Genomic DNA, 21,232 nt, shown 5'->3' on the forward strand with positions numbered 1-21,232 from the left:
AGTAATGATGCGCTGGTTTTTCCTGTTTTTTACACTGGTAAGTTTTGCTCAAGAGCAACAGTTTAAGTATACCAATTCTTTAATTGAAGAGGAGAGTGCGTATTTACTGGATCACGCACATAATCCTATTAACTGGCAAGCCTGGAGCGAGGCAGCCTTAGAACATGCTCAGGAAGAATCAAAACTGGTTGTAATTAGTATAGGATATGCATCCTGCCACTGGTGTCATGTTATGGCTGAAGAGTCTTTTGAGGATGAAGAAGTTGCGCAGGTTATGAACGCCCACTTTATAAGCATTAAAGTAGACCGGGAAGAACGCCCTGATATTGATCAGGTTTACATGACCGCCCTGCAATTGATAAAAGGTCAGGGTGGCTGGCCACTTAATGTAATAGCTCTGCCTGATGGTCGCCCACTTTATGCCGGCACCTACCATACAAAGTCACAATGGATTCAGGTACTTAAAAAATTAAACGAACTCTACACCAGTCAACCGGAGAAAGCCGTTGCATTTGCCGATAATATTACCAAAGGAGTGCAGCAGGCTGCTTTAATTGAACCTGAAGCAGAACCTAAAGCTTTTACAAAGTCAGATTTGCAGGATGCGCTTGCCGGGTGGAAAAATCAATGGGATACCGAATACGGCGGGAATAGTGGAGAGCAAAAATTTATGCTTCCGGCCTCCTTATCTTTTTTGATGGATTATGCGGTGCTTTCAAAAGATACTGAAGCCCTGGAGCATTTGGAACGTACCTTAGATGCAATGGCTTCGGGCGGAGTCTACGATCACGTGGGTGGTGGTTTTTTTAGGTATGCTACAGATCGAAAATGGCAAATTCCGCACTTTGAAAAAATGCTTTACGACAATGCACAGCTGGTAGGTGTATATGCCAAAGCATACCGACTTTTTAAAAAGGAAGCATACAAGCATATAGCGGTACAGACACTTCAGTTTATTGAAAACGAATTAAAAAGTGAATCCGGGGGGTTCAAGTCTTCGATCCGTGCAGATACTGATGAGGGCGAAGGTGCGTATTACACCTGGACCAAAAATCAACTCGAAAGTACATTAGGAAGTTTCAAAGAAGTAGAAGAAAACTTTGAATTATATCCCTTCACTACGGAAAACTACGTATTGGGTATACAATCTTCTGTCAATTGGACTCAACTTCAAAATCAGCTTGCTAAACTCAATAAGACTCGCGCTTCTAGACCAAAACCACTTACAGATGACAAAGTAATTAGTTCGTGGAACGCCCTTCTGGTCACAGCCTACACCGAAGCCTATAAAGCCTTTCAGGATGAGGACTATTTGAAGGAAGCAGAGCAGCTTTTTACCTATTTGGCATTAGCCGACGCTGGAGAATTACAACATCTACCTTCAGCTCAACAAAACGGGGTATATCTTGAAGACTATACCTACCTTACCCGGGCAGCATTAGATATGTATTTGATAAGCGGGGAAATAGCTTATGCTGAGAAGGCCGGGGTACTGTTTAAAAAGGCTCAGGATTTATTTTTTGAGCCTTCGACAGGGCTTTTTCGCTATGGTCAAAGCAAAAACCTTATCACACCAATCTTTAAAACAGATGATGATGTAATGCCTTCCCCTAATGCATTAATGACTTTCAATGCTTTTGAATTAAGCAAAATAAGCGGCCTGGAAAGCTACCGGACTACTGCGGAAGCCATGCTCAAAATCATCAAACCAAAAGCACTTCAATATCCTGCAAATTACTCCACAGCGCTTCGTGTGCAGTTGGGTTATGTGTATCCGTATTATGAATGTGTAGTGGTGGGGAATGAGGCTGAAACCCGAACAAAGGAGATTTGGAATACCTATTTACCGAATGTTTTGACTGCTTTTTCGAAAACCGGAAAAGACGGACCCTTATTCGAAAACCGCTACGATCCGGAAGAAACGTATATCTATGTCTGTCAGGAGACCTTTTGTAAATTACCGGTGACAGTGGTCTCTGAGGCTTTGAAACAATTGTAAGTTTTAATGAAGGGCTGTCAAATAATTCCACAATCCCATCCAACAACCTAAAACGCTCAATCCAAAAGAACTTTTACACACCCCAAACTGCCGCCTCAAAAGTCGTTGAAGGCAATTTACCGAAACAAGCCAGATTCCCGGAAACCAGTCTTTCCCCAATCGGGCTTTGGGAAAGCGGGAACATAAGTAGCGGTTTTTAAATCAGCCGAATAGCCTTAGAGAAAAAACAAAATAATGTAATTTACCGGCGTTTAGTGAGATAGCCTGAGATTTAATAGCGTTTGAGTACTTTACTCAGCGCTAATTTTGGAAAGCGCTTATCCCTTTTTTATTTAAAGCCTAAAACAGACCCAAAAGAGACAGACCTAATTTATGACCAGTATGCGTTACCGCTTTCTTTTTTGGTGTTGTTTTTTCCTTACTGTCTGTAAAGCTCAGGCACAGGAGAAAAAGATTGATAGTCTAAAAACCGCATTGTCGGTTCACAAAGAAAAAGATACCACACGTGTCAATTTGTTATATGACCTTGCCTATTCTCATTTTCAGAGAGATTTAGACCTTACCTATTCGTATCTCGATGAAGCCGAACGACTGAGTAGTGAGCTTGATTATATAAAAGGTAAAGCACGGGTTTTTTATTTAAAGGGAATTCTAGAAAACATCAAGTCTGACTACGATAAAAGTCTCGAGTATTTTGAGCAATCCCTTGCTTACAATAAATCTATTGATGATCAGGATGGGATTGCCTCGTGTTACACTGCTTTTGGTATTACCTTTTATGATCTCTCGCGATATGCAGATGCCATTGATGCTTACAGCAAAGCACTCGATATTTATAAAAAAACCGGAAACAAAAGACAGCAGATAACCATTCTCATCAATAGCGCAAATGCCTACTCTGAAATGGGTAGGTTGGATGAGGCGGTTCTCAATTATAAAAGAGCTTTAAAAGAAAGCCGGGCTATGAATGACGAAGACGGGATTTCGTATGTTCATATAAATCTGGGAGTGGTCTATAAGTTACAGGGCAATTACCCTTTGGCCCTCGATAACTTCAGTAAAAGTCTCGAGTACGATATCAAAACCCGCGATACGATGGGGATGGCCGTAAAGATGAATAATTTGGGAGAAGTATATAGTGCTCTTGAAAAGTATCCTAAAGCTTTGAGTTATTACGAGAAATCCTTGTTGTTTTCATCAAAGCAGGGAAATGATAAACTGGCCGCAATAGTGAGGGGTAATATGGGGAAACTCTATTTCCTCCAAAAGAATTATAATAAGGCTTTAGCATACCACAACAGTTCACTTAAGACCAGCGAGGAGATTGGCGACTTAAAACAAACCGCTATATGCCATAATAATATAGGAGGTATTCACCTGCTGCTGGGCAAACCGGTGATCGCTCGCGATAATTTTGAGAAAGCTAAAACTATAAGTGAGCAAACAAATAACAAACACGTTTTGCCCGTGAGCCTTCTGGGTATTGCAGAAAGTTACACGAAGGAACTAAACTATCAAAAAGCGCTGACTTTTGCTCAGGAAGCTGAGCAAATAGCCGAAGAATTGCACCTTCTGGAAATGCAAAAAAAAGCCCTGGAGCTGCTTTCTGTTATTCATGAGAACACCGGTCAGTTTAAAAAGGCCTTAGAAAAACATCAAAGGTTTAAAATGCTGAATGATAGTTTGTTTAATAAAGAAAATATTGAAAAAATAGCTCAGGTTGAGTACGAGTATAAGTACAGACAGGCACGGGATTCGGCTAACATTCGGGAGTTGGAACTCACCAAGCAAGTCCTGGCTACTTCGCAGGATCTGGCCCGTTCTAACCAAAACCTGCTTTGGGCTACCATTGGTATTTTATTGATTTCGATTCTTCTAGGATCTCTGGTGTTCTATCAAAAATTCAAAAATATCAAGGCTAAAAATGAGACTATTCTAACCGAGCAAAAATTGCTGCGCTCACAGATGAATCCGCATTTTGTATTTAATTCCCTGTCTGTTTTACAGGGAATGATTCTCAACAAAGAAGAGAATAAATCGGTAGAATACCTTTCCAAATTTTCGAAGTTGTTGCGTCTAACTTTAGAGAATTCCAGAGATAAACTGGTTTTGCTGTCTCAGGAAATCGCCGCTGTCGAAAATTATGTGGCGCTTCAAAATTTAGAAAGTAACCAATATGAATTTTCTATTGAAATGGAGCTTAATGACAGTGCTTCTTCCATCAAAATTCCTCCGATGCTTATACAGCCCTTTATTGAAAACGCCATTGAACACGCCTTTACCGGCGAGACTCAAGACCGAAAAATAGAGGTGCACCTGCAGTTTATAAATGAGGAGCTCGTGTGCACAATTAAAGACAATGGAATCGGAATCAATTCTGAAAAAGTAAATCAACACAACGGAAAGAAATCTTTGGCTACCCAAATAACCTCAGAGCGACTGGAGATTTTATCCAGACATTTTAAGACCAAAGGATCTGTACAGGTTGAAAACAGAGCAAAATACAATGAAAAGGGAACTGTAGTAACTTTGGTTTTACCTTACGAAAAACAGAAGACGGTATGAAAGCCTTGCTGGTAGAAGATAAAGAATACATTAGAAAGGCTTTGCTTCACCTGTTGCAGTCTGTAGCGACCGATGTGGAGGTTATCGGGGAATGCGAATCGGTAAAAGATGCGGTTGTAGTTGCAAATACGTGCAAGCCCGAACTTATTTTTCTGGATATCAATCTTTCTGATGGCAACGGCTTCGATTTTCTGGAACAAACCGCACACCTGGATTTTAAGGTCATTTTTATAACCGCCTATGAGGAGTACGCGTTAAAAGCCTTAAAGGCGGGAGCGGTTGATTATCTTTTAAAACCGGTCGACCCTCAGGAACTGCAAGAAGCTCTGGTAAAGGTTAAGACTATTTCTTCAGGAGAGCAGAAACAACAGATCAAAACGGCCAGACAAGTCTGGTATAAAGACGAGTCTACATTGCTACTTTCACTAAGTGATAGCTTTCAGGTTATAGAGCTTAACGAACTCCTGTATTGCGAGTCAGATAAGGGCTATACGTCTTTTCATCTGGCAAATGGGAAAAAGTACATAGCTTCAAAACCCTTAAAGGAGTTTGAGGAAAAGCTGGAACAAATACATTTCACAAGGCCCCATCAGTCGTTTATGGTTAACCTGAAATACATCGATAAGTACGATAAATCGGGTATTATTTTTTTAAAAAGCGGAAAAAAAATACCGGTTTCTTCCCGTAAAAAAGAAGCCTTTCTGGCTACTTTTCTTAAATACAACAACCTCTAGAATTCGTTTCAGAGGCTACCTGCCCGGCGTCATTTCGCCATTTGCCCAAATACACATAGACTTTTAAGTCCGGCGGATATGCATTCGTAAACCGCGGAAATACATTCCCTGTTTCCGGGTCAAAGGCATTGTTGCACTTTTAGCATACACTAAACATTTCGTCATGAGTATAGCCGGCTGTTTTGGTTCCGGGAAATGCCCTTGCCCGGGTGTAAGGCTTGCAGGGAGTGTTTTTGTTTTTCCGCTTTAGGCGAAATAGCGAGTAATCAATTCAAGAATCAATAACCAATATCTTATGAAAACACTAAAACTAAATTGTATCGCACTTGTAGCGAGCCTGCTTATTTCCTGTGGGGTTGGTACCAGCAAGCAGGAAGCTAATGCCGAAGGATTCAAAACTATTGAGGAAGAACTGAAAAGCAAATTTGGCGACGACGCCTATTATACCGATTTAACGATCACCTATAATGAAACCATAGGGAACATCATAGGAGTCACGGTCACAGACGCACCGCAATCCCTGAAAATGGGGCAATGGAGTCTGTCTCAGGATAACTGGTCACAAACCTCAGATGTTACCATCGAAGTACCCCAGAATACCAATGCAGCTGACTTTATGTTTCAACTGGGAGACAGGCTTAGTCTTCAAAAGCTGGGTGAATTGGTCGAAAAATCAAAGGAAAATCTGTCTGCTGAAAAAAGCATCGAAAACCCTGCGCTGCATATGGCTTTAATAAAGATGCCTAAAAACGGGGATAGCTCAAAGATTGAATATGTGGTGATGCTAAGGCCCGAAAACGGGGGGACCACCTTTACCTTCAATTACGCATTGGATGGAACGCTTACAAATATGGATTACTAAAAAGGAAAAATTTAAAAATCGAAATTATGAATTTTAAAAACAGTTTAAATTCAATAGTCATTTTAGCCTTGTTTGTGGTACTTCTGGGTTGTAACAATGACGATGACGGGGTTCAGGTAAGTCTTCAGAATTTGGAGATCACTCTGGATGAGAATCCTGCCGAAGGAGTTCTGATAGGGGTTATGGAGACCGATGGAGGTGAGGCAGCAAATTTTAGTTTTGTATCCCAAAGCCCTGCAGGTGCCATGAGTATTGACGCCAGCTCAGGCGAGATCACGGTTGCCGATGCATCTTTGTTTGATTTTGAGGCTAATCCTACACTAACGGCAACAGTTACCGCCGATAATGCGAAAAATACCGCAAGCCTTCAAATTAATCTGAACAATTTGAATGAGATTTCTGCACAAAATTTAGAAGTCACAATAGCTGAAAACCCAACAGACGGGCAGGTTCTGGGAAGTATTCAGGTGAATGAAAGCGGAACCTATAGTTTTTCCATTACATCGCAAACGCCGGCGGGAGCAATGAGTATTGATGCCAATACAGGAGCATTGGCTGTCGCAGATCCCAATCTGTTTGATTTTGAAACAAACCCGGTAATTACAGCCAGTGTTTTGGTCGAAGACGGGGTGTTTACGCAGACCGTAACGGCAACGGTGAATCTCAGTGATGTCGATGAAATCACAGTACAGGAAGCCAATTTCACAATAGCTGAAAACCCATCAAATGGAGCTGTGGTTGGCACCATTCAGGCTTCGGGCGGAAGTGGTTTAACTTATAGTATTACGTTCCAAAATCCGGCGGGAGCCTTTTCGATTAATCAAAATACGGGAGTGCTTTCTGTTGCCGATGGAAGCCTGTTCGATTTTGAAACCAACCCCAACATGCTTGCCACCATTAGTGTAAGTAACGGCGCTTCCTCGGTATCTTCAAACGCTTTTGTTAGCTTAACTGATGCCAACGAAATAGGAGAGTACAAATATGGAGGTGTTATTTTCTGGGTAAATGCGAGCGGGGACGAAGGTCTGGTAATCGGGCTTACGAATCTCTCAGGCAATGCAACCTGGGGATGTACGGGTGTTTTAACCGGATCCTCAGGAGATGCAATAGGAGCCGGGCAGGCAAATACGAACACCATCATCACTGCAGGGTGTACGACCGCAACCAGTGCAGCTGTGCTTGCTTCCAATCTGGACACCAACGGTTATGACGACTGGTATTTACCCACTACAGCCGAATGGACTGAAGTATTCAATAATTTATCAAGCATCAAGCCCGCCATACTCTCAAATGGAGGCGATGACTTCCTGCCGGCCTATTGGACTTCGACTGAGAATGATGCATTCAATTCTGATTGGTTTCTCCTTGAAGCACCGGGTGAAGGGGTAGGGTATTCATTTAATAAGTCAAACACGGCGGCAACAAGAGCTATCAGAGCCTGGACAGATTTATAAAATCAAAAACAGATATAGTTTTACACCTCCGGCGTTTTTGCAGGAGGTGTTGCTTTAAACGTGTAGGTGAAGAAATAAGATTTAGTATATTTTAATGCTTTGATAATCAATTTTTTTAAGAGCTGTGAAAAGGCCTTTATAAAGCCTGAAAACACTAAAATCTGAAGCAAAATGATGAGCCCATGATTATGACTTTAGCTTTAAAAATAGTATTGGCATCGGTGGTTCTTTGTGTTTTAATCGGGATATTTCTGGCCGTTACACGAAAGAAAGCCCTTATAATCAGTTTGCTCATAACAGCGCTATTGTTTACTTCAGCGGCTTCGGGCTATGCCTATATCGAATATGCAGCCTATAAAAAGCGATCTATAAAATACAGTACAGCAGAGACCGGTTTTTCAAAGATGGCTTCAGAAACCAGAGAATCTGAAAAGGAGTATGCAGGCTTTAAGTATTTTCAGGAATATCGAAACGCGCTGCTTGGATATGAATTTTTCCTGCTAGAAGTCGGTCTTCAACAGGCAGATCGCTTTTCGTATCAAAACACAATAAGAACTAACATCATTCAAAACCTCAGAAATCAGGAATACACCGAAAGCTACTGGAATACAGTCTTCGATGTCGTATTTGAATTTAATGAGGAAAAAGGCGGGTTTCAGAGACCAAATTACAAAGCTATGTATGCCATTCCCGATACTTTTGACCAAATCGATTCAGAGGAAGAAGATTACGGCGATTTAGAAGATAAAGAAAACTACGCCTTTTTTGAACGTAGCTGCCAGTTGCTGTATCTCTATGAAAAAGTAAAGGCTATAGACCGGTCACCAGAACACATTGCCGATTTCTGGAACAGTAACAAGGCCTATGTGTACACCTTTTTCTCCAAAGCTAAATACGACAGGCTCTGCAAGGATGTGGTAGATGATTTGGTAGAAATACACGATACCATTACCGCAACGCCCGAATACGTGAAGTTTTACAGGATGTATGACATTTCAGATGAAGCGTTTCTGGAGTTTCCGTCGGCAAGCTACACCGGTTCGTTCAAGTATTCATGGCCGTTTAGTTTTTGGGACCGTCGGTTTGCAGAAAAGAATGCGGATGAGGTGTATGCGGTTTTAAAGGAAATTCAGAATCACTATAAAAATTAAATGAAAAAGGCGATTGTCATTTTAGGATTTACCGGCCTGGCACTGGTTTTTGTGGCTTATTATTTTTCGCTCCAATCACTTCGGTTAATAGAACGGTTAGCGGAAGCAAATAATGTGAAAGAAGTAGGTGTTGAAAATGAAGCGATTGCTGAAGAATCGGCCCGAGAAGAATTAGTCTACAGTAATACCTTTATTTATCAATATTTAGACCTTGATAAAGCAGAATATGCGCGCATCAATCCCTGCATGCAGCGTTTTCAGGCAAGTGAAGAACTTGATGCCTTATGCCTTAATGAGATTGTTGATGCCGTGGTTGATGATTTTGGGGAAGAGCATATTCTAAAGGCGCTCATAGGTTCCTGCATAAACTATGAAAACCTGGCCTTTGACCATTCTTTTCCAAATCAACTGTTTGCCAAAAACAATTCACTTGCCGATAAGCTCAGGCTAGGTTTTTTAAACCGCTATCGAAACCCGCGACATTTACAGGAAATATTTGACAGGCATAAAGCCGGCATTCTTGAAAGCATACCTAAAAGTCTCTACCAAAAAGTATTTGAAAAAAAGCTTTTGGAATGCCTTGAAGCGTATCAGCAGATTGCCCGTCAAACCAATAAAGAAGCCTTTTTTAAAGACATCTACTTTAAAGCAGATACTCAAATGCTACACGATCAATACTGGAACTACACTTTTTGGAAACGACGGGAGATCGAGAAAAATGATGCTGTTACGTATGCGATTCTAAGCGAAATCAAAACGCATTTTGATGAACGCTAGCCTGAAACCCGTAATCTGAAACCCGGTAAATTAATGGAAATCGTCATTCTTATCGTCTTAGGTTTGATTCTGGTGTTGATTCTGCTGCTGGGCTACAGACTGGTGCGATTTATCCTAAAGAATAGAATATATACTCAGATTGCGCTTTTGTTGGGCATTGTCGCACTAATTGCAATAGTTATCAATCAGGTATTTTTTCAAAAAATGGAATTTATTCCTTCCCGGGTTTATCCGGACTTGTTCCTGATCAAAAATCCGGTTAAAGACAGAAACAAATTGAATACTGCCTTGACGCAATTTGTTCTTGATCATAAGAAAAAAAAGTTAGCAGGAGCTAGTGATTCAACCGGCTCAGCCATTAATACGGAGTATTCTTTACGTTTTTACCGGTACACTAAGAGTTGGGGAATTAACCTTTTTGCTGATGCCGGAACCGCCTACTTTATTGAAAATGAAGAAGATTTGGGCGGTTTTGTTGTGGAAGAATTGTCGATGTACAGCACAGAGAAGTTGGCAGATTTTCGGGTAAATCTGTGTGCTAATAATACCGAAAGCTATTGCGGGGAACTCACGTTTTATGAAGATGGAGCGGTATCGAAAACCGAAGTATTGGATACTATTACTAGTGATCAGGCCATTGATTCCGTGAAAAATGAGTAAACCAAGCCTCAAATCACGACCCGCACGTATCAGAATAGTTTCTGAATATGCCTTATGGTTAGTGATTGCATTTTTGCTGGCCCTGTCATACATATACCTGCTTTTAGGACCCGTACCAAAAACAACCGGTGTTTGGGATTTTGTCTTTTATAAACTGTATTTTTTGGTTTGCTGCGTCTGGGGTTTATTATAGGCTGTTTGGTTTCGGGAATATTTATAATGACAGATGTTTATTTTTTGGGTAGTAAAGAGCTCAGCAGTAGGCGTAAAATCGTGCTGCGTATGCTTCTCCTTTTAGTTATTTTGATGCTTGTAGCTGGCTTACATTATCTGTTGGAAAAGGTTTTTAACTTAATATAAATGAGATGAAATTCGTGTATGTGTTGTTTGTTATGCTGTTAGTTTCGTGCAATCAGAATTCAGGAAAGCAAACTGAAGTGGAAGCCAAAAACGGCAATCTGAACCTTCCGGAAACCCTTCTCAGTTTTGAGGAGTTTATTTCCCGCAGCAGAACCGAGCAGTTACCGCATATTGATACCACCAATTTTGACCGTTTTATAGAGCAAGAGGATATCAAAACATTCGATGTTCAGGCATTAAACATCGAAAAAATATACACGGACTTTTACAGGGAAGGTTCAGCATATCAGACAATGGACTCCTACAGGCTTTCGCTTTCGCCGGACTTTTATACGCTGGTGATAACGTTCAGAAAAGGAATATATGAAATGGAAAGTGTACTGATCAACTACGATTTGCAAGGTAAGCTCATTGATCATCAGGTAGTCGCTTATGATGAAACAGCAAAGGGCATCTCAAGAATAGAGTCTAAAATCAGTGAAGGCAAAATCGTATTAAATCGTATTCGTTTTACCGAAGAAACGGAGATTAGGCAAGAGGAATTCCGTATTCAACAGGATGGTAAAATGGAAGCATACGACTCTAGAAACCTTAGCGAAAGCCTTTCAGATTATGCCGGAGTATTATCGGTTTTAGAAGAACTGGCGCTTCATCCGCTGGAGGTTAAAACAGACCTGATTGCCTCCGCGTTTTGGAATGAATCTCCTAATAGTAAAATTTTGGTCATTCCCGAAATTGTAGCTGAAGGCGACCACTATTTTGAACTCAACAGCCATATCGTTTTAGTAGATGATCAAACCGAAACGATCACGCACCGCTTTTTTGAGAGTGCCAAAACCAACCACTGGGTTTCTGATGCTGTTGTACTTACTGCTATAAAAATAGACACGGCACAGTGGCACCTCTCTCCGGATCAAAGCGCCTTTGGCATACGGGTACATTATATTGGGATGTCCCACGCAAACCCTTATGAGAATGAGACACTGTCGCTTTTTGTAAAATTAGGCGATAGTCTGCAAAAAGTCCTGAATCATTTTAACGTGCTTGAATCCGGCGGGGAATGGGACACAGCCTGTGCCGGAGAATTTCTACGCACCGAAAACAGGCTCTTAATAGCTGAGGAACAAACCAATGACTGGTTTAATATTACAGTAAAGAGCAACATTACCAACACCCTAAACGAAGCGAAAAGTGATGGGAGGTGCATTTCGAGCGAAACGAATTCAATTGTGACTAAGATGTTGAAATACGATGGTCGTGAATATAAGATCCGGTAATAAAACCCTAAAAAGCGCATTTATTCAACAATCTGAAGATTAAGTCGATAGATAATTTTGCAATCTTAGTAATCTGCTTTTAAGGTTGTTACCGGAGCACTAGAAATTCACTCATGCTATAAATTCAGATGCAATGACAATAATCATCTGGAATCAAAGCATTTGGTACTACTTTTAAAAAGTTAATTTGTATGAATGTTAGACCGCTACCTTCCTGTTTTTATAATTTTATCACTTCTGGCTGAAATTTTAGGTACGGTAGGTGGTTTTGGATCATCTGTTTTTTTTGTGCCCATTGCCAATTTCTTTTGGGATTTTCAATCTGTCCTGGGTATCACTGCTTTGTATCATGTATCGAGCAACCTTACTAAAATTGCTTTTTTCAATAAAGGCCTGGACAAAAAATTACTCATCCAATTGGGAGTGCCGGCAGTCGTTTTTGTTATCATTGGCGGCTACTTTAGCCAGTATATTAATTCAGTTTACCTCAACTATTTACTGGGAATATTTTTAGTTTCTCTTAGCTTGATTTTTTTAATTTTTAAAAAACTGGCAGTTAAACCAACGTCAAAAAATGCTATGATTGGAGGAACACTTTCCGGGTTAAGTGCCGGAATTTTGGGAACTGGTGGTGCCATCCGCGGGATTACTCTTGCAGCCTTTAAGATGGATAAGAACAAATTTATCGCCACTTCCGCAGTAATTGACCTCGCCGTAGATGTTAGTAGGACCGTGGTTTACTATTTAAATGGCTATATGAGAGCAGACCTTTTGTATCTCATTCCCGTGCTTATCCTTGTTGGTATTGGAGGTACCTGGATAGGTAAAAGGATTTTAAATAGAATTTGTCAGGATCAATTTAGAACTATAGTTCTTGTTTTAATCCTTGGAATAGGGATTGTAAGTATTTTCAGCAATCTGTGATTTGAGACGATTAGCCGAAAATTCAGGTGTCTTCGGTCTCTCATATTGAAGTTTCTTCTAAGCCCTGCACATGCCGGATAATGCTTAAGAAAGTCCCGACTTAAATGGGGTAAACTGACAATCGTCATAGTTTTTCCTCAGCTCCCGATCTATCTTGCTTTCAAATAAAACCTGAAGTCTGACTATCACCCTACAGTTTGTCAAAATAAAAACCAGCGAAAGCAGGGATGCCTATGTCACCAAAAGCTTCAGCAAATCGCAAGCAAATACAATTTGGGCATTCGTAAAATCTGTTATGAAGAATTGGGAGAGGACCATAAAGGGAGCCATTAAAACTTGTGCCGATCAACTTCAAAAGTGGAAGGGCAAATTTCACATCAAAATAGCAGCTACTGTGACAGAACCTGAATTTCAAACAACGATCTATAACAACATATCCTCATTAAACTAAAGTGCTAAAATGAAAAAAATACTCATTCCCACAGATTTTTCGGAGCATTCTGAATATGCGCTCGAAGTTGCAGCAGAACTAGCCAAAAAATACAACGCCTCACTGGTGGTTTTACATATGATTGGGCTATCTGAATCGGTTTTGACCCGAGACGAAAGCCAGGAAATGTATGAAGCCATCTATTATATGAGATTGGCGAAAAAGCGATTTAATGACTTTTTAGACCGGGATTACTTAAAAAGTATACAAATCGAAGAGACGGTGCAGCACTACAGAGACTTTCAGGAAATCAATGCAGTTGCAAAAGACTTTGGGGCAGACCTTATTGTGATGGGTTCGCACGGTGCCAGGGGATTAAAAGAGGTATTTGTAGGCTCCAATACAGAAAAGGTAGTTCGTACCTCAGAAGTTCCTGTTTTGGTGGTTAAGGATAGATCTGCCCATTTTAAGCTGGATAAAGTGGTATTTGCCTGCGATTTTAATCTTGATTTTGTAAAACCATTTCAACGAGCCTGGGATTTTTTCAAGGATACCGATACCTTATTTCAAACCGTGTATGTAAATACACCTGACAGGTTTATGACCTCGGCTGAAATGGAAGAAAAAGCCTTTAACTTTTATTTGCGTAGTGGTATTGAAAACATTGAGGTTTTTGACAACACGGTGTACTACTGTGACACCCATTTAGAACACGGCCTGTACAGTTTTTGCAACAAATTTGAGGCAGATCTGGCGGTAATACCCACACACGGCAGACGTGGTTTGGCCCATTTTTTTTCGCAGAATATAAGCGAAGCCATTGTTAACCACAGCAACCTGCCTATTATGACCTTTAAGGCATAAAGCTTTCTGTAACAGATCACGGCGCGCATTCATAGATTAATAGTGCCGGTGCTAAAGCATAAAAACACGGTCCATTTGAATAAAATTATAAACCTCCAAAACGAGCAATTATGAAAAATTATGTATCTAAATATCAGGAACTCACGGCACAAATGAAAAAAATGGGAGCCGAAATACCTGAAACCATGAAAGGCTTCTCATCCCTGCGTCAGGCAAGTATGGCAGACGGAATGTTATCTTCAAAAAATAAAGAACTTATTGCCTTAGCTATTGCAATTGCAGTAAGATGTGATGGTTGTATCGCGTTTCACATACACGATGCTCTTGAAACTGGTGCAAGTGAACAAGAAATTCTTGAAACAATAGGGGTTGCCATATGCATGGGTGGTGGTCCGGCTGTAGTTTATGGTTGTGAGGCATTAACTGCTTTAGAACAGTTCAGGAATAAATAAGGATCCCGGAATAGGTACAGCTTTGTGCAATCTTTTTTCTAGCCCTGGTATGTGAAATATTTGAACGCCGGAATTGCTTAGGTCTGCTTTATAACGACAGGCCTAAGCATTTTTTTTGCACCTATTAAAGCTTAGACTGAAGCTATTTGGTGTTTACGCATTCTGCCCGTGATTTCCTCAACGCTTATGGTAAATACAACCGGCAAATCGTTCATATTAATTTTGCTGGAAAATTGGCTGATAAAATCTAAATCGCGCATTTCCTTTTTAAGGATTAGATCTTTAATCCCAAGTGAGAATTGGTGTAACAACGCCTTTGCCGTACTGCCTGATTCTTCTTTGTAGGTACCGTGAACCAGTACCGATTTCCAGTCATTTACAGAATCAATCTCACTTACACACAGGGATACCGCATTGTTTTTGCGCAAGGCGCTTATTTTATGTACTAAGCCTGAATAGCAGATAATAGTGTTCTGTTCCTGATTATAAAAGTAGGTGATAGGAGCTACAAATGGTCTACCCTGATAAAGGTAGGCCAGATTACCAATGTAGTTAGTATTGAGTATTACAAATTGCTCTGTTTGGTTTAATGTCTTTATCATCTTGCTTGTTTTTAATACCTATTAAAAGTAGCATGGTCACTGATCACAACAAATGACATTGGTCATATCTATACCGGCTACCTGATTCGATAAGAAACAGTGCAATACAATCTCGACCCTCGTAGAAAAGCTTGTTTCCTGCTCATTTGCAGGGCGCTTTTTTTGCAACCAAAGCTTCAAATCCTACATGATCAAAGGGTTATGATCGTATTTCTTAAGCACAGGCAGCAGTTTTACTAATGGGATTTCTACGCTGTAGGTGCCTGTGTAGGAAGGGCAGATCACACAATCGTCAAAGTAGTACTCCACCTTATTGTCATCGATTACAAAATTGTTTTTGTAATCAAAGAAATCATCAAATGAGATCTCCCAGCAGGCGTAATAAATATCGCCACGGGCTAGTTGTTCACGAAGTGTTTCATTTAATAGCCGGGTCATTTCCTCTTCAGAACCCTGGTTGAAAAAGTCTTCATAACACATAAAAACAGAACGGTCCAGGCTAAAATTCAGGCAGTCAAAGGTATAGCTGGGATGCAAGGTGCCCGAGTAATAATTTTCTTTGTACATCAATACACTAATGAGGTTCTCATTGAGATTGTAAACCTTATAATCTACAAGTCGTTGTTCTTTAAAACGGTTAATAAACAAGGTATCACAAAACAGTTCTTTGTCCTCCAGAATTTCAGCTTCAACTCGGTTGAGATTGAGGTAGGTTTCTTCCATATATTCATTGAAATTAACATACGAGGGTTTCAGGGATTCATTGAGGTACGGATAGTTGAAATCGATCAGATAAAGGTCCTCGTCCTTTTTAAAGGATTTAGGTATTACCAAATCCTGAAGTTCGGCCTTATCATCTTTCTTTTCAATAAGTTGTTTGCGTTTTAGCTCTATAGACAGCGTCTTTTCCAGTTCAGCATCGTTAACAGGGAAAATCGTATCAAAGGGGAGTACCTGTTCAAAGGTTATTTGCTCCTGTTGGTTATGAGGAGTTGTGGGGTCTTTTTCTGAATTTTCCTTGCAGCCAATGAAAAAAAGCACAACGAGAATAGGCAATACATAGTTCATCTGTTTCAGCTTATAATTTTTATGCTTCTTCACTAAAAAGCATGTCCAGTTTGGTAATCAATATGAGTTCGCTCTTATTTGTTCCGGCAAAGGCATTTGCAATTTTCCGGACGGTTTTGACAATCAAATCTTTTCGGTCCTGCGAAAACATATTTTTGTGGTGTTTGTAGTAATGTGTAAAGTCTTCAAAACAGTCTTTAGCCTCCATTTGCTCATAGTCAAACCATTCAAATACGATAGCAATTTGATAGGCCGCATCGGTACCAAACTCATCTTCATAGTCATCCATGCTTTGCCATTGCTCTTCAACAAGTTTGGCAAGTGCTTCGTATTCAACTTTTCTAACGACTTTATCTGTTGCTGCGACGGCGTAGAATAATTCTCCGAGGTTTTGGTAAAACAGCAATTCGGGTGCGGGCAGGTTATTCATAGATTTCAGATTATACCGTAAAAGTATTTGGATAGGTAAAGTGGTACTATGATAAATATCAGTTTAAGGTACATGCTGTCTTCATTTTGCTAACTTTATCAAATGGAAGTTTTTAAAAAGGGGAGTAATGTGTTTAGGGTGCTTTCAGAAGCCATTTCTGAAGGTATAGTCGTGGTCAATAAATCACAGATAATTGTGGCTACAAACCGATCTGCCAATACCCTTTTTGGCTATGAGGAAGAGGAGTTAATAGGTAAGCATCTCGACATACTCATTCCTAAAGAATTTCATCAGGCGCACCACAGGCATACTAAAACCTTTATGCAAAACAGCGATAAGCGCAGGATGGGTCGCGGCAGGGATTTATACGGTTTGCGCAAGGATGGCTCCACCTTTCCGGTAGAGGCGGGGCTCAATCCATTTACGATTTATGACGGCAACTACGTCATGGCTTTGCTCATAGATATTACAGAACGAAAAAAAGCAGAGCGTGATTTAAAACACTGGGCAAGCATTTTTAATGATTCACTCAATGAGATATTCATATTTGATGCTCAATCCCTAAAGTTTTTAGATGTAAATAAAGGAGCGATTAGAAACATTGGTTACTCCTTGAGCGAACTGCGGGAAATGACCCCTTTGAATATTAAACCGGATTTTTCGAAAGAAGAATTTCTACAAATCATTGAACCGCTTCTGGAGGATAAGGAAGAGAAAATTAAATTCTATGCAAGGCATCAACGAAAAGATGGCACTCAATATCCTGTAGAAATACATCTTCAGAAGTCAATTTCAGGAACCAAAGTTACTTTGGTAGCCATCATTTTAGATATTACAGAAAGAGAGCAATACACGCAAAAGCTCGAAGCCACCGTGGCTGAGCGCACCAAACAATTAAAAGAGGCGCTGGAGAAGGAGCAGGAACTGGGCGAGTTGAAAACCAAATTTTTATCTCTGGTGTCTCACGAGTTTAAGACCCCATTAAGCGGTATATTAACCTCGGCTATACTTGCAGGAAAATACACCGCCGAGGATCAACAGGATAAAAGAGATAAACACCTGAAGACCATTCAGTCGAAGGTCAAGTATTTAAACAATATCATTAACGATTTCCTTTCTATTGAGCGTCTGGAGAAGGGCAAGGTCAATTACAATTTCAGCAGCTTTCCATTGACAAAGGTTGTTAATGAAGTGGTCTATGACGCCAATATGTTACTCAAGGAAGGACAAATTATTTCGTATCCTCAGGGGATTGACAACATTCATATTCATTTCGAAGAAAAAATCCTGGAGCTTGCCCTTACCAACCTTATAAGCAATGCCATTAAATATTCTTCAGAAAACAGCACTATTCATCTGAGTGCACAGGAGAATCAGGACCGGCTTGTTATTAAGGTTAGGGATGAAGGTATAGGAATTCCGGAAGAAGAACAAAAACACATTTTTGAGCGCTACTTCAGGGCCGAAAACGCCCTGCTAAATCAAGGTACCGGTATTGGTTTAAACATTGTAAAAAGTCATTTAGAAAACCTGGGAGGAAGTATTTCTTTCACCAGCACGTATAACGAGGGTTCTGAATTTAGTATAGAGATTCCCTTAAACAAAACGGATAGCTTATGAAAAAAATACTATTTATTGAAGACGATAGTGTGCTTCGGGAAAATACAGCAGAATTATTAGAGCTATCAGACTATGAGGTCGTAACGGCAACCAATGGCAAAACAGGTATCGAGATGGCTATCAAGCACCTTCCGGATATCATTATCTGTGACATTATGATGCCTGAAGTTGATGGGTATGGCGTGCTCGAGGCGGTTTCACTTAATGCTGAAACTGCTCATATTCCATTTATCTTTCTATCGGCAAAGACCGAACATAAAGAAATACGAAAAGGAATGGACCTGGGTGCAGACGACTATTTGACCAAGCCTTTTGAAGAAGAAGAACTACTGAGTGCTATCGAAACCCGGCTTGCAAAGGCAGTTGCGATCTCATCGATGTTTGACCGGCAGTCTAAAAAAAAAGAAACGGAAGATGAGGTACGCAATCTCCATGAACTTAAAAACCTTTTTGACGACTCGGGTGAGCTAAAAACCTATGAGGCTGGTGAAACCATTTATCGAGAAGGAGCATATTCTACGCAGGTTTATCTTATACTTAAGGGGGTCGTAAAAAGTCATCGTATTGAGGAAAGCGGGAAGGAACTGATTACAGCTTTACATCAACCGGACGAGTTTCTGGGTTTTACCTCGTTTGTAGAGCATGTGCCGTATCAGGAAACCGCTACCGCGATGGAAGCCGTAGAACTGGCAGCTTTGCCCAAAAACCTACTCAATGATATTTTAAGCAAAAACAGAAAGGTATCTCTGGATTTGCTCAATATCATAACTCAGGATCTGGCCGTACTAAAATCCCAGTTACTGCAAATGGCCTACAGCTCGGTAAAGCGAAAAACGGCTCAAAGCATTTTGCACTTTGCAAGAGTATTGAATAAAAATCCCTCAGACACGCTTAAGGTCTCTCGTAATGATCTCGCCAGCGTTGCCGGTATCGCTACCGAAAGTTTTATACGCGCCTTGTCTGATTTTAAAAAAAATGGCTATATAGAAGTTAAGGGCCGGGATATTACAATTACCAACCTCAAAGCCCTGCAGGAAATGGAGTAAAATGATATTTGTCATTCTTCCCGGTGACTTGCATTTCTACATTTGCGCTTATAGTGTAGATGATGCTCAATTTCTTAGTTCCTACAGACTTTTCAGAAAACGCGTGGAACGCCACGCGATATGCCATTCAGTTTTTTGAAAAGCAACCGGTCACTTTTCATTTTTTACATATAGATTCAGCCGGGTTTGCTGAGCAGCAACCCCATTTGCACCAGCCGGGATTTTCAGTATCGGGAGATACCGGCATGAATAGCAGGGATTCTATGCAAATCTGGATAAACCGGTTACAAAAACTTCCTTCAAACCCCAATCATTGCTACCTAAATAGCATCAACAAAATGCCATTCATTACAGGCGTAAGGGAATATCTGAAGACGCATCAGATCGTATTTATGATACTTGGCACCAAAGGCGCGTCCGGTCTCAAAGCAGCCACCGTAGGCAGTAAAACCGGTGAGATAATAACTAAAGTAAAGTGCAACGCACTCGTAGTACCTGAAAAAGCAAGCTTCAGCATACCGCATAACATTGCTTTCACTACAGACTATACGATTGACTTTACAGAACCTTTAATAGCTGCTTTAAAACGTTTTGCAGACCATCATAAATCTTCAATTAAAATACTACGGGTAGCGAAAAACAAAGAAACCTTAAGTACAGATCATAAACGCAACAGAGCTTATCTTAAAAGTCAATTGAAACACATAAACCACAGTTTTCATGTTGTTGAAAACAAAGACTTAGAAGATGGTCTTGAAGCCTTTTCGCATAAAATGCAGATTGATGTGGTTGCCCTGATCGCAAAGAACTTAAATTTCTTTCAGAAGCTGCTGTTTACACCCGGAGTGGCTCCTCTTACCTATAGGGCTACAATTCCATTTTTTATTATTCACGAGTAACAGCAAATTAAGGCTTTAATTATACCTGTGCTGAGCGACATTCGGGAAGCGCGTTACACGCCGTCTTTTGGCTAAACCTATTGCCGGCACCTTTCCGGGTTTTACCAAAGTCTGTCTCAATGTAATTCTAATCAATGCAAATCTCGGGGCTGACAATTATCATTTTAAGAGCCTTACCGTCAACCTATTTTTGGAAGTATAATTAAGCAATTATGAGAAAAATAGTAATCCCGACCGACTTTTCTGAAACTTCAATGAATGCCATAAAGTATGCGTTGGCCCTATTTAAATATGACCTATGTGACTTTGTAGTAATCCATGCCTTTGCCGATGAAGTGTATGAAAATACTCGAGATATGGACAGGGAAGGTTTTGAAATTTATAAAGGACGTTTTCAAAAAAAGGTGGAAAAACAATTACAGGAAGAGGTTGGGGCAATGCTGCAAACAACGGCAAACCCCAGGCACAAGTATCGGTTTGAGGCAAGGTTCGGAAGCCTGGTAGATGAAACTAACGATCTCATAGAACGCGATAACAGTGATATCGTAGTGATGGGCACCCGGGGAAAAACCGGCGATAAAAACGTCACCTTCGGCAGCCAAACCCTACAGGTTATCAAATATGTGAAATGTCCGGTTTTAGCAGTTCCATTAGGTTTTGAGGGCTATCCTGTTAAAAAGATACTCTTTGCGACAGATTATAGGATTCCCTACCAAAGAAGAGAATTGAAACTACTAAATGTATTGGGCAAGAACTTTGGCGCTCAATTAACTGTCGTCCATTTTTCAGAATACGAAAAACGGTCCCATCGTCAGGAAGATAACCGCTCATTTCTGGAGTGTTGTTTAGATAAAGCCCGCACTTCGTACCTAAAACATGCATCAAACGCTATTACCGGTGGCATAAACCAACTGCTTCAAGAACAGGATTTTGATATGCTGGTAATGGTTAATCACAGGCATTCGTATATGGAAGAGTTGCTATACCATTCTACTATTGAAAAGATAGGGCTCGAAATTAAAATACCCTTTTTAGTGCTTCAAAACTTACATAGATAA

At 40.4% G+C, this 21,232-nt stretch carries 20 protein-coding genes; 17 read left to right on the plus strand and 3 right to left on the minus strand.

Features of this window, described 5'->3' with window-relative positions; all coding sequences use genetic code 11:
- Positions 1-4: 4 nt before the first annotated feature.
- From LLW17_RS14530 to LLW17_RS14590, 13 genes are all read left to right on the plus strand, one after another.
- On the plus strand, positions 5-1,999 hold the full coding sequence (locus LLW17_RS14530; RefSeq protein ID WP_228231017.1) for a thioredoxin domain-containing protein: 1,995 nt from the start codon (positions 5-7) through the stop codon (positions 1,997-1,999).
- A 372-nt stretch (positions 2,000-2,371) separates the two neighbouring features.
- Positions 2,372-4,564, plus strand: coding sequence for a tetratricopeptide repeat protein (locus LLW17_RS14535; protein WP_228231018.1), 2,193 nt, complete (start codon positions 2,372-2,374; stop codon positions 4,562-4,564).
- Positions 4,561-5,298, plus strand: coding sequence for a LytR/AlgR family response regulator transcription factor (locus LLW17_RS14540; RefSeq protein ID WP_228231019.1), 738 nt, complete (start codon positions 4,561-4,563; stop codon positions 5,296-5,298). Before LLW17_RS14535 ends, LLW17_RS14540 begins: the two co-directional genes overlap by 4 nt.
- Before the next feature lie 295 nt (positions 5,299-5,593).
- Entirely contained in the window at positions 5,594-6,160 is a 567-nt protein-coding gene (locus tag LLW17_RS14545) for a hypothetical protein (RefSeq protein WP_228231020.1), read from the plus strand.
- 26 nt (positions 6,161-6,186) lie between these two features.
- Positions 6,187-7,614: a hypothetical protein gene (locus tag LLW17_RS14550; protein WP_228231021.1), complete on the plus strand. Its 1,428-nt coding sequence runs from the start codon at positions 6,187-6,189 to the stop codon at positions 7,612-7,614.
- 182 nt (positions 7,615-7,796) lie between these two features.
- On the plus strand, positions 7,797-8,765 hold the full coding sequence (locus tag LLW17_RS14555; protein ID WP_228231022.1) for a hypothetical protein: 969 nt from the start codon (positions 7,797-7,799) through the stop codon (positions 8,763-8,765).
- The gene (locus LLW17_RS14560) at positions 8,766-9,542 is read left to right on the plus strand and encodes a hypothetical protein (RefSeq protein WP_228231023.1); all 777 of its coding nucleotides are present in this window, start codon (positions 8,766-8,768) and stop codon (positions 9,540-9,542) included.
- A gap of 33 nt (positions 9,543-9,575) precedes the next feature.
- The gene (locus tag LLW17_RS14565; RefSeq protein WP_228231024.1) at positions 9,576-10,202 is read left to right on the plus strand and encodes a hypothetical protein; all 627 of its coding nucleotides are present in this window, start codon (positions 9,576-9,578) and stop codon (positions 10,200-10,202) included.
- On the plus strand, positions 10,195-10,395 hold the full coding sequence (locus LLW17_RS14570; RefSeq protein WP_228231025.1) for a hypothetical protein: 201 nt from the start codon (positions 10,195-10,197) through the stop codon (positions 10,393-10,395). The genes LLW17_RS14565 and LLW17_RS14570 overlap by 8 nt, the downstream gene beginning before the upstream one ends.
- Before the next feature lie 172 nt (positions 10,396-10,567).
- A complete protein-coding gene (locus tag LLW17_RS14575) occupies positions 10,568-11,839 on the plus strand; it encodes a PA3715 family protein (RefSeq protein WP_228231026.1) in 1,272 nt (423 codons plus the stop codon).
- 195 nt (positions 11,840-12,034) lie between these two features.
- Complete coding sequence (locus tag LLW17_RS14580; protein WP_228231027.1) at positions 12,035-12,763, plus strand: sulfite exporter TauE/SafE family protein; 729 nt, start codon at positions 12,035-12,037, stop codon at positions 12,761-12,763.
- A gap of 460 nt (positions 12,764-13,223) precedes the next feature.
- Positions 13,224-14,057 (plus strand): universal stress protein, encoded by an 834-nt coding sequence (locus LLW17_RS14585; protein WP_228231028.1) that lies wholly within the window; start codon positions 13,224-13,226, stop codon positions 14,055-14,057.
- A 110-nt stretch (positions 14,058-14,167) separates the two neighbouring features.
- Positions 14,168-14,509: a carboxymuconolactone decarboxylase family protein gene (locus tag LLW17_RS14590; RefSeq protein WP_228231029.1), complete on the plus strand. Its 342-nt coding sequence runs from the start codon at positions 14,168-14,170 to the stop codon at positions 14,507-14,509.
- 131 nt (positions 14,510-14,640) lie between these two features.
- Here LLW17_RS14590 and LLW17_RS14595 read toward each other — a convergent pair whose 3' ends face one another.
- The 3 genes from LLW17_RS14595 to LLW17_RS14605 all read right to left on the minus strand — a co-directional run bounded on the left by LLW17_RS14595 (position 14,641) and on the right by LLW17_RS14605 (position 16,609).
- Positions 14,641-15,111, minus strand: a complete 471-nt coding sequence (locus LLW17_RS14595; protein WP_228231030.1) for a pyridoxamine 5'-phosphate oxidase family protein — start codon at positions 15,109-15,111, stop codon at positions 14,641-14,643.
- A gap of 183 nt (positions 15,112-15,294) precedes the next feature.
- Complete coding sequence (locus LLW17_RS14600; RefSeq protein ID WP_228231031.1) at positions 15,295-16,179, minus strand: RsiV family protein; 885 nt, start codon at positions 16,177-16,179, stop codon at positions 15,295-15,297.
- Between the two features lie 19 nt (positions 16,180-16,198).
- Positions 16,199-16,609 carry a hypothetical protein gene (locus LLW17_RS14605; RefSeq protein WP_228231032.1) on the minus strand — a complete coding sequence of 137 codons (411 nt, stop codon included), beginning with the start codon at positions 16,607-16,609 and terminating at the stop codon, positions 16,199-16,201.
- 102 nt (positions 16,610-16,711) lie between these two features.
- Here LLW17_RS14605 and LLW17_RS14610 point away from each other — a divergent pair, with 102 nt between their 5' ends.
- The 4 genes from LLW17_RS14610 to LLW17_RS14625 all read left to right on the plus strand — a co-directional run bounded on the left by LLW17_RS14610 (position 16,712) and on the right by LLW17_RS14625 (position 21,232).
- Positions 16,712-18,229 carry a sensor histidine kinase gene (locus LLW17_RS14610; RefSeq protein ID WP_228231033.1) on the plus strand — a complete coding sequence of 506 codons (1,518 nt, stop codon included), beginning with the start codon at positions 16,712-16,714 and terminating at the stop codon, positions 18,227-18,229.
- A complete protein-coding gene (locus LLW17_RS14615; RefSeq protein WP_228231034.1) occupies positions 18,226-19,275 on the plus strand; it encodes a response regulator in 1,050 nt (349 codons plus the stop codon). Before LLW17_RS14610 ends, LLW17_RS14615 begins: the two co-directional genes overlap by 4 nt.
- Positions 19,276-19,334: 59 nt before the next feature.
- Positions 19,335-20,174, plus strand: a complete 840-nt coding sequence (locus LLW17_RS14620) for a universal stress protein (RefSeq protein ID WP_228231035.1) — start codon at positions 19,335-19,337, stop codon at positions 20,172-20,174.
- Positions 20,175-20,386: 212 nt separating this feature from the next.
- Positions 20,387-21,232 carry a universal stress protein gene (locus LLW17_RS14625; protein ID WP_228231036.1) on the plus strand — a complete coding sequence of 282 codons (846 nt, stop codon included), beginning with the start codon at positions 20,387-20,389 and terminating at the stop codon, positions 21,230-21,232.

It is taken from the genome of Leeuwenhoekiella parthenopeia (assembly GCF_020782115.1).
GTDB lineage: Bacteria > Bacteroidota > Bacteroidia > Flavobacteriales > Flavobacteriaceae > Leeuwenhoekiella > Leeuwenhoekiella parthenopeia.

Coding starts and splice junctions, on each gene's coding strand:
- LLW17_RS14530 (WP_228231017.1), top strand. CDS start 5: ATGATGCGCTGGTTTTTCCTGTTTTTTACACTGGTAAGTTTTGCTCAA.
- LLW17_RS14535 (WP_228231018.1), top strand. CDS start 2,372: ATGACCAGTATGCGTTACCGCTTTCTTTTTTGGTGTTGTTTTTTCCTT.
- LLW17_RS14540 (WP_228231019.1), top strand. CDS start 4,561: ATGAAAGCCTTGCTGGTAGAAGATAAAGAATACATTAGAAAGGCTTTG.
- LLW17_RS14545 (WP_228231020.1), top strand. CDS start 5,594: ATGAAAACACTAAAACTAAATTGTATCGCACTTGTAGCGAGCCTGCTT.
- LLW17_RS14550 (WP_228231021.1), top strand. CDS start 6,187: ATGAATTTTAAAAACAGTTTAAATTCAATAGTCATTTTAGCCTTGTTT.
- LLW17_RS14555 (WP_228231022.1), top strand. CDS start 7,797: ATGATTATGACTTTAGCTTTAAAAATAGTATTGGCATCGGTGGTTCTT.
- LLW17_RS14560 (WP_228231023.1), top strand. CDS start 8,766: ATGAAAAAGGCGATTGTCATTTTAGGATTTACCGGCCTGGCACTGGTT.
- LLW17_RS14565 (WP_228231024.1), top strand. CDS start 9,576: ATGGAAATCGTCATTCTTATCGTCTTAGGTTTGATTCTGGTGTTGATT.
- LLW17_RS14570 (WP_228231025.1), top strand. CDS start 10,195: ATGAGTAAACCAAGCCTCAAATCACGACCCGCACGTATCAGAATAGTT.
- LLW17_RS14575 (WP_228231026.1), top strand. CDS start 10,568: ATGAAATTCGTGTATGTGTTGTTTGTTATGCTGTTAGTTTCGTGCAAT.
- LLW17_RS14580 (WP_228231027.1), top strand. CDS start 12,035: ATGTTAGACCGCTACCTTCCTGTTTTTATAATTTTATCACTTCTGGCT.
- LLW17_RS14585 (WP_228231028.1), top strand. CDS start 13,224: ATGAAAAAAATACTCATTCCCACAGATTTTTCGGAGCATTCTGAATAT.
- LLW17_RS14590 (WP_228231029.1), top strand. CDS start 14,168: ATGAAAAATTATGTATCTAAATATCAGGAACTCACGGCACAAATGAAA.
- LLW17_RS14595 (WP_228231030.1), bottom strand. CDS start 15,111: ATGATAAAGACATTAAACCAAACAGAGCAATTTGTAATACTCAATACT.
- LLW17_RS14600 (WP_228231031.1), bottom strand. CDS start 16,179: ATGAACTATGTATTGCCTATTCTCGTTGTGCTTTTTTTCATTGGCTGC.
- LLW17_RS14605 (WP_228231032.1), bottom strand. CDS start 16,609: ATGAATAACCTGCCCGCACCCGAATTGCTGTTTTACCAAAACCTCGGA.
- LLW17_RS14610 (WP_228231033.1), top strand. CDS start 16,712: ATGGAAGTTTTTAAAAAGGGGAGTAATGTGTTTAGGGTGCTTTCAGAA.
- LLW17_RS14615 (WP_228231034.1), top strand. CDS start 18,226: ATGAAAAAAATACTATTTATTGAAGACGATAGTGTGCTTCGGGAAAAT.
- LLW17_RS14620 (WP_228231035.1), top strand. CDS start 19,335: ATGATGCTCAATTTCTTAGTTCCTACAGACTTTTCAGAAAACGCGTGG.
- LLW17_RS14625 (WP_228231036.1), top strand. CDS start 20,387: ATGAGAAAAATAGTAATCCCGACCGACTTTTCTGAAACTTCAATGAAT.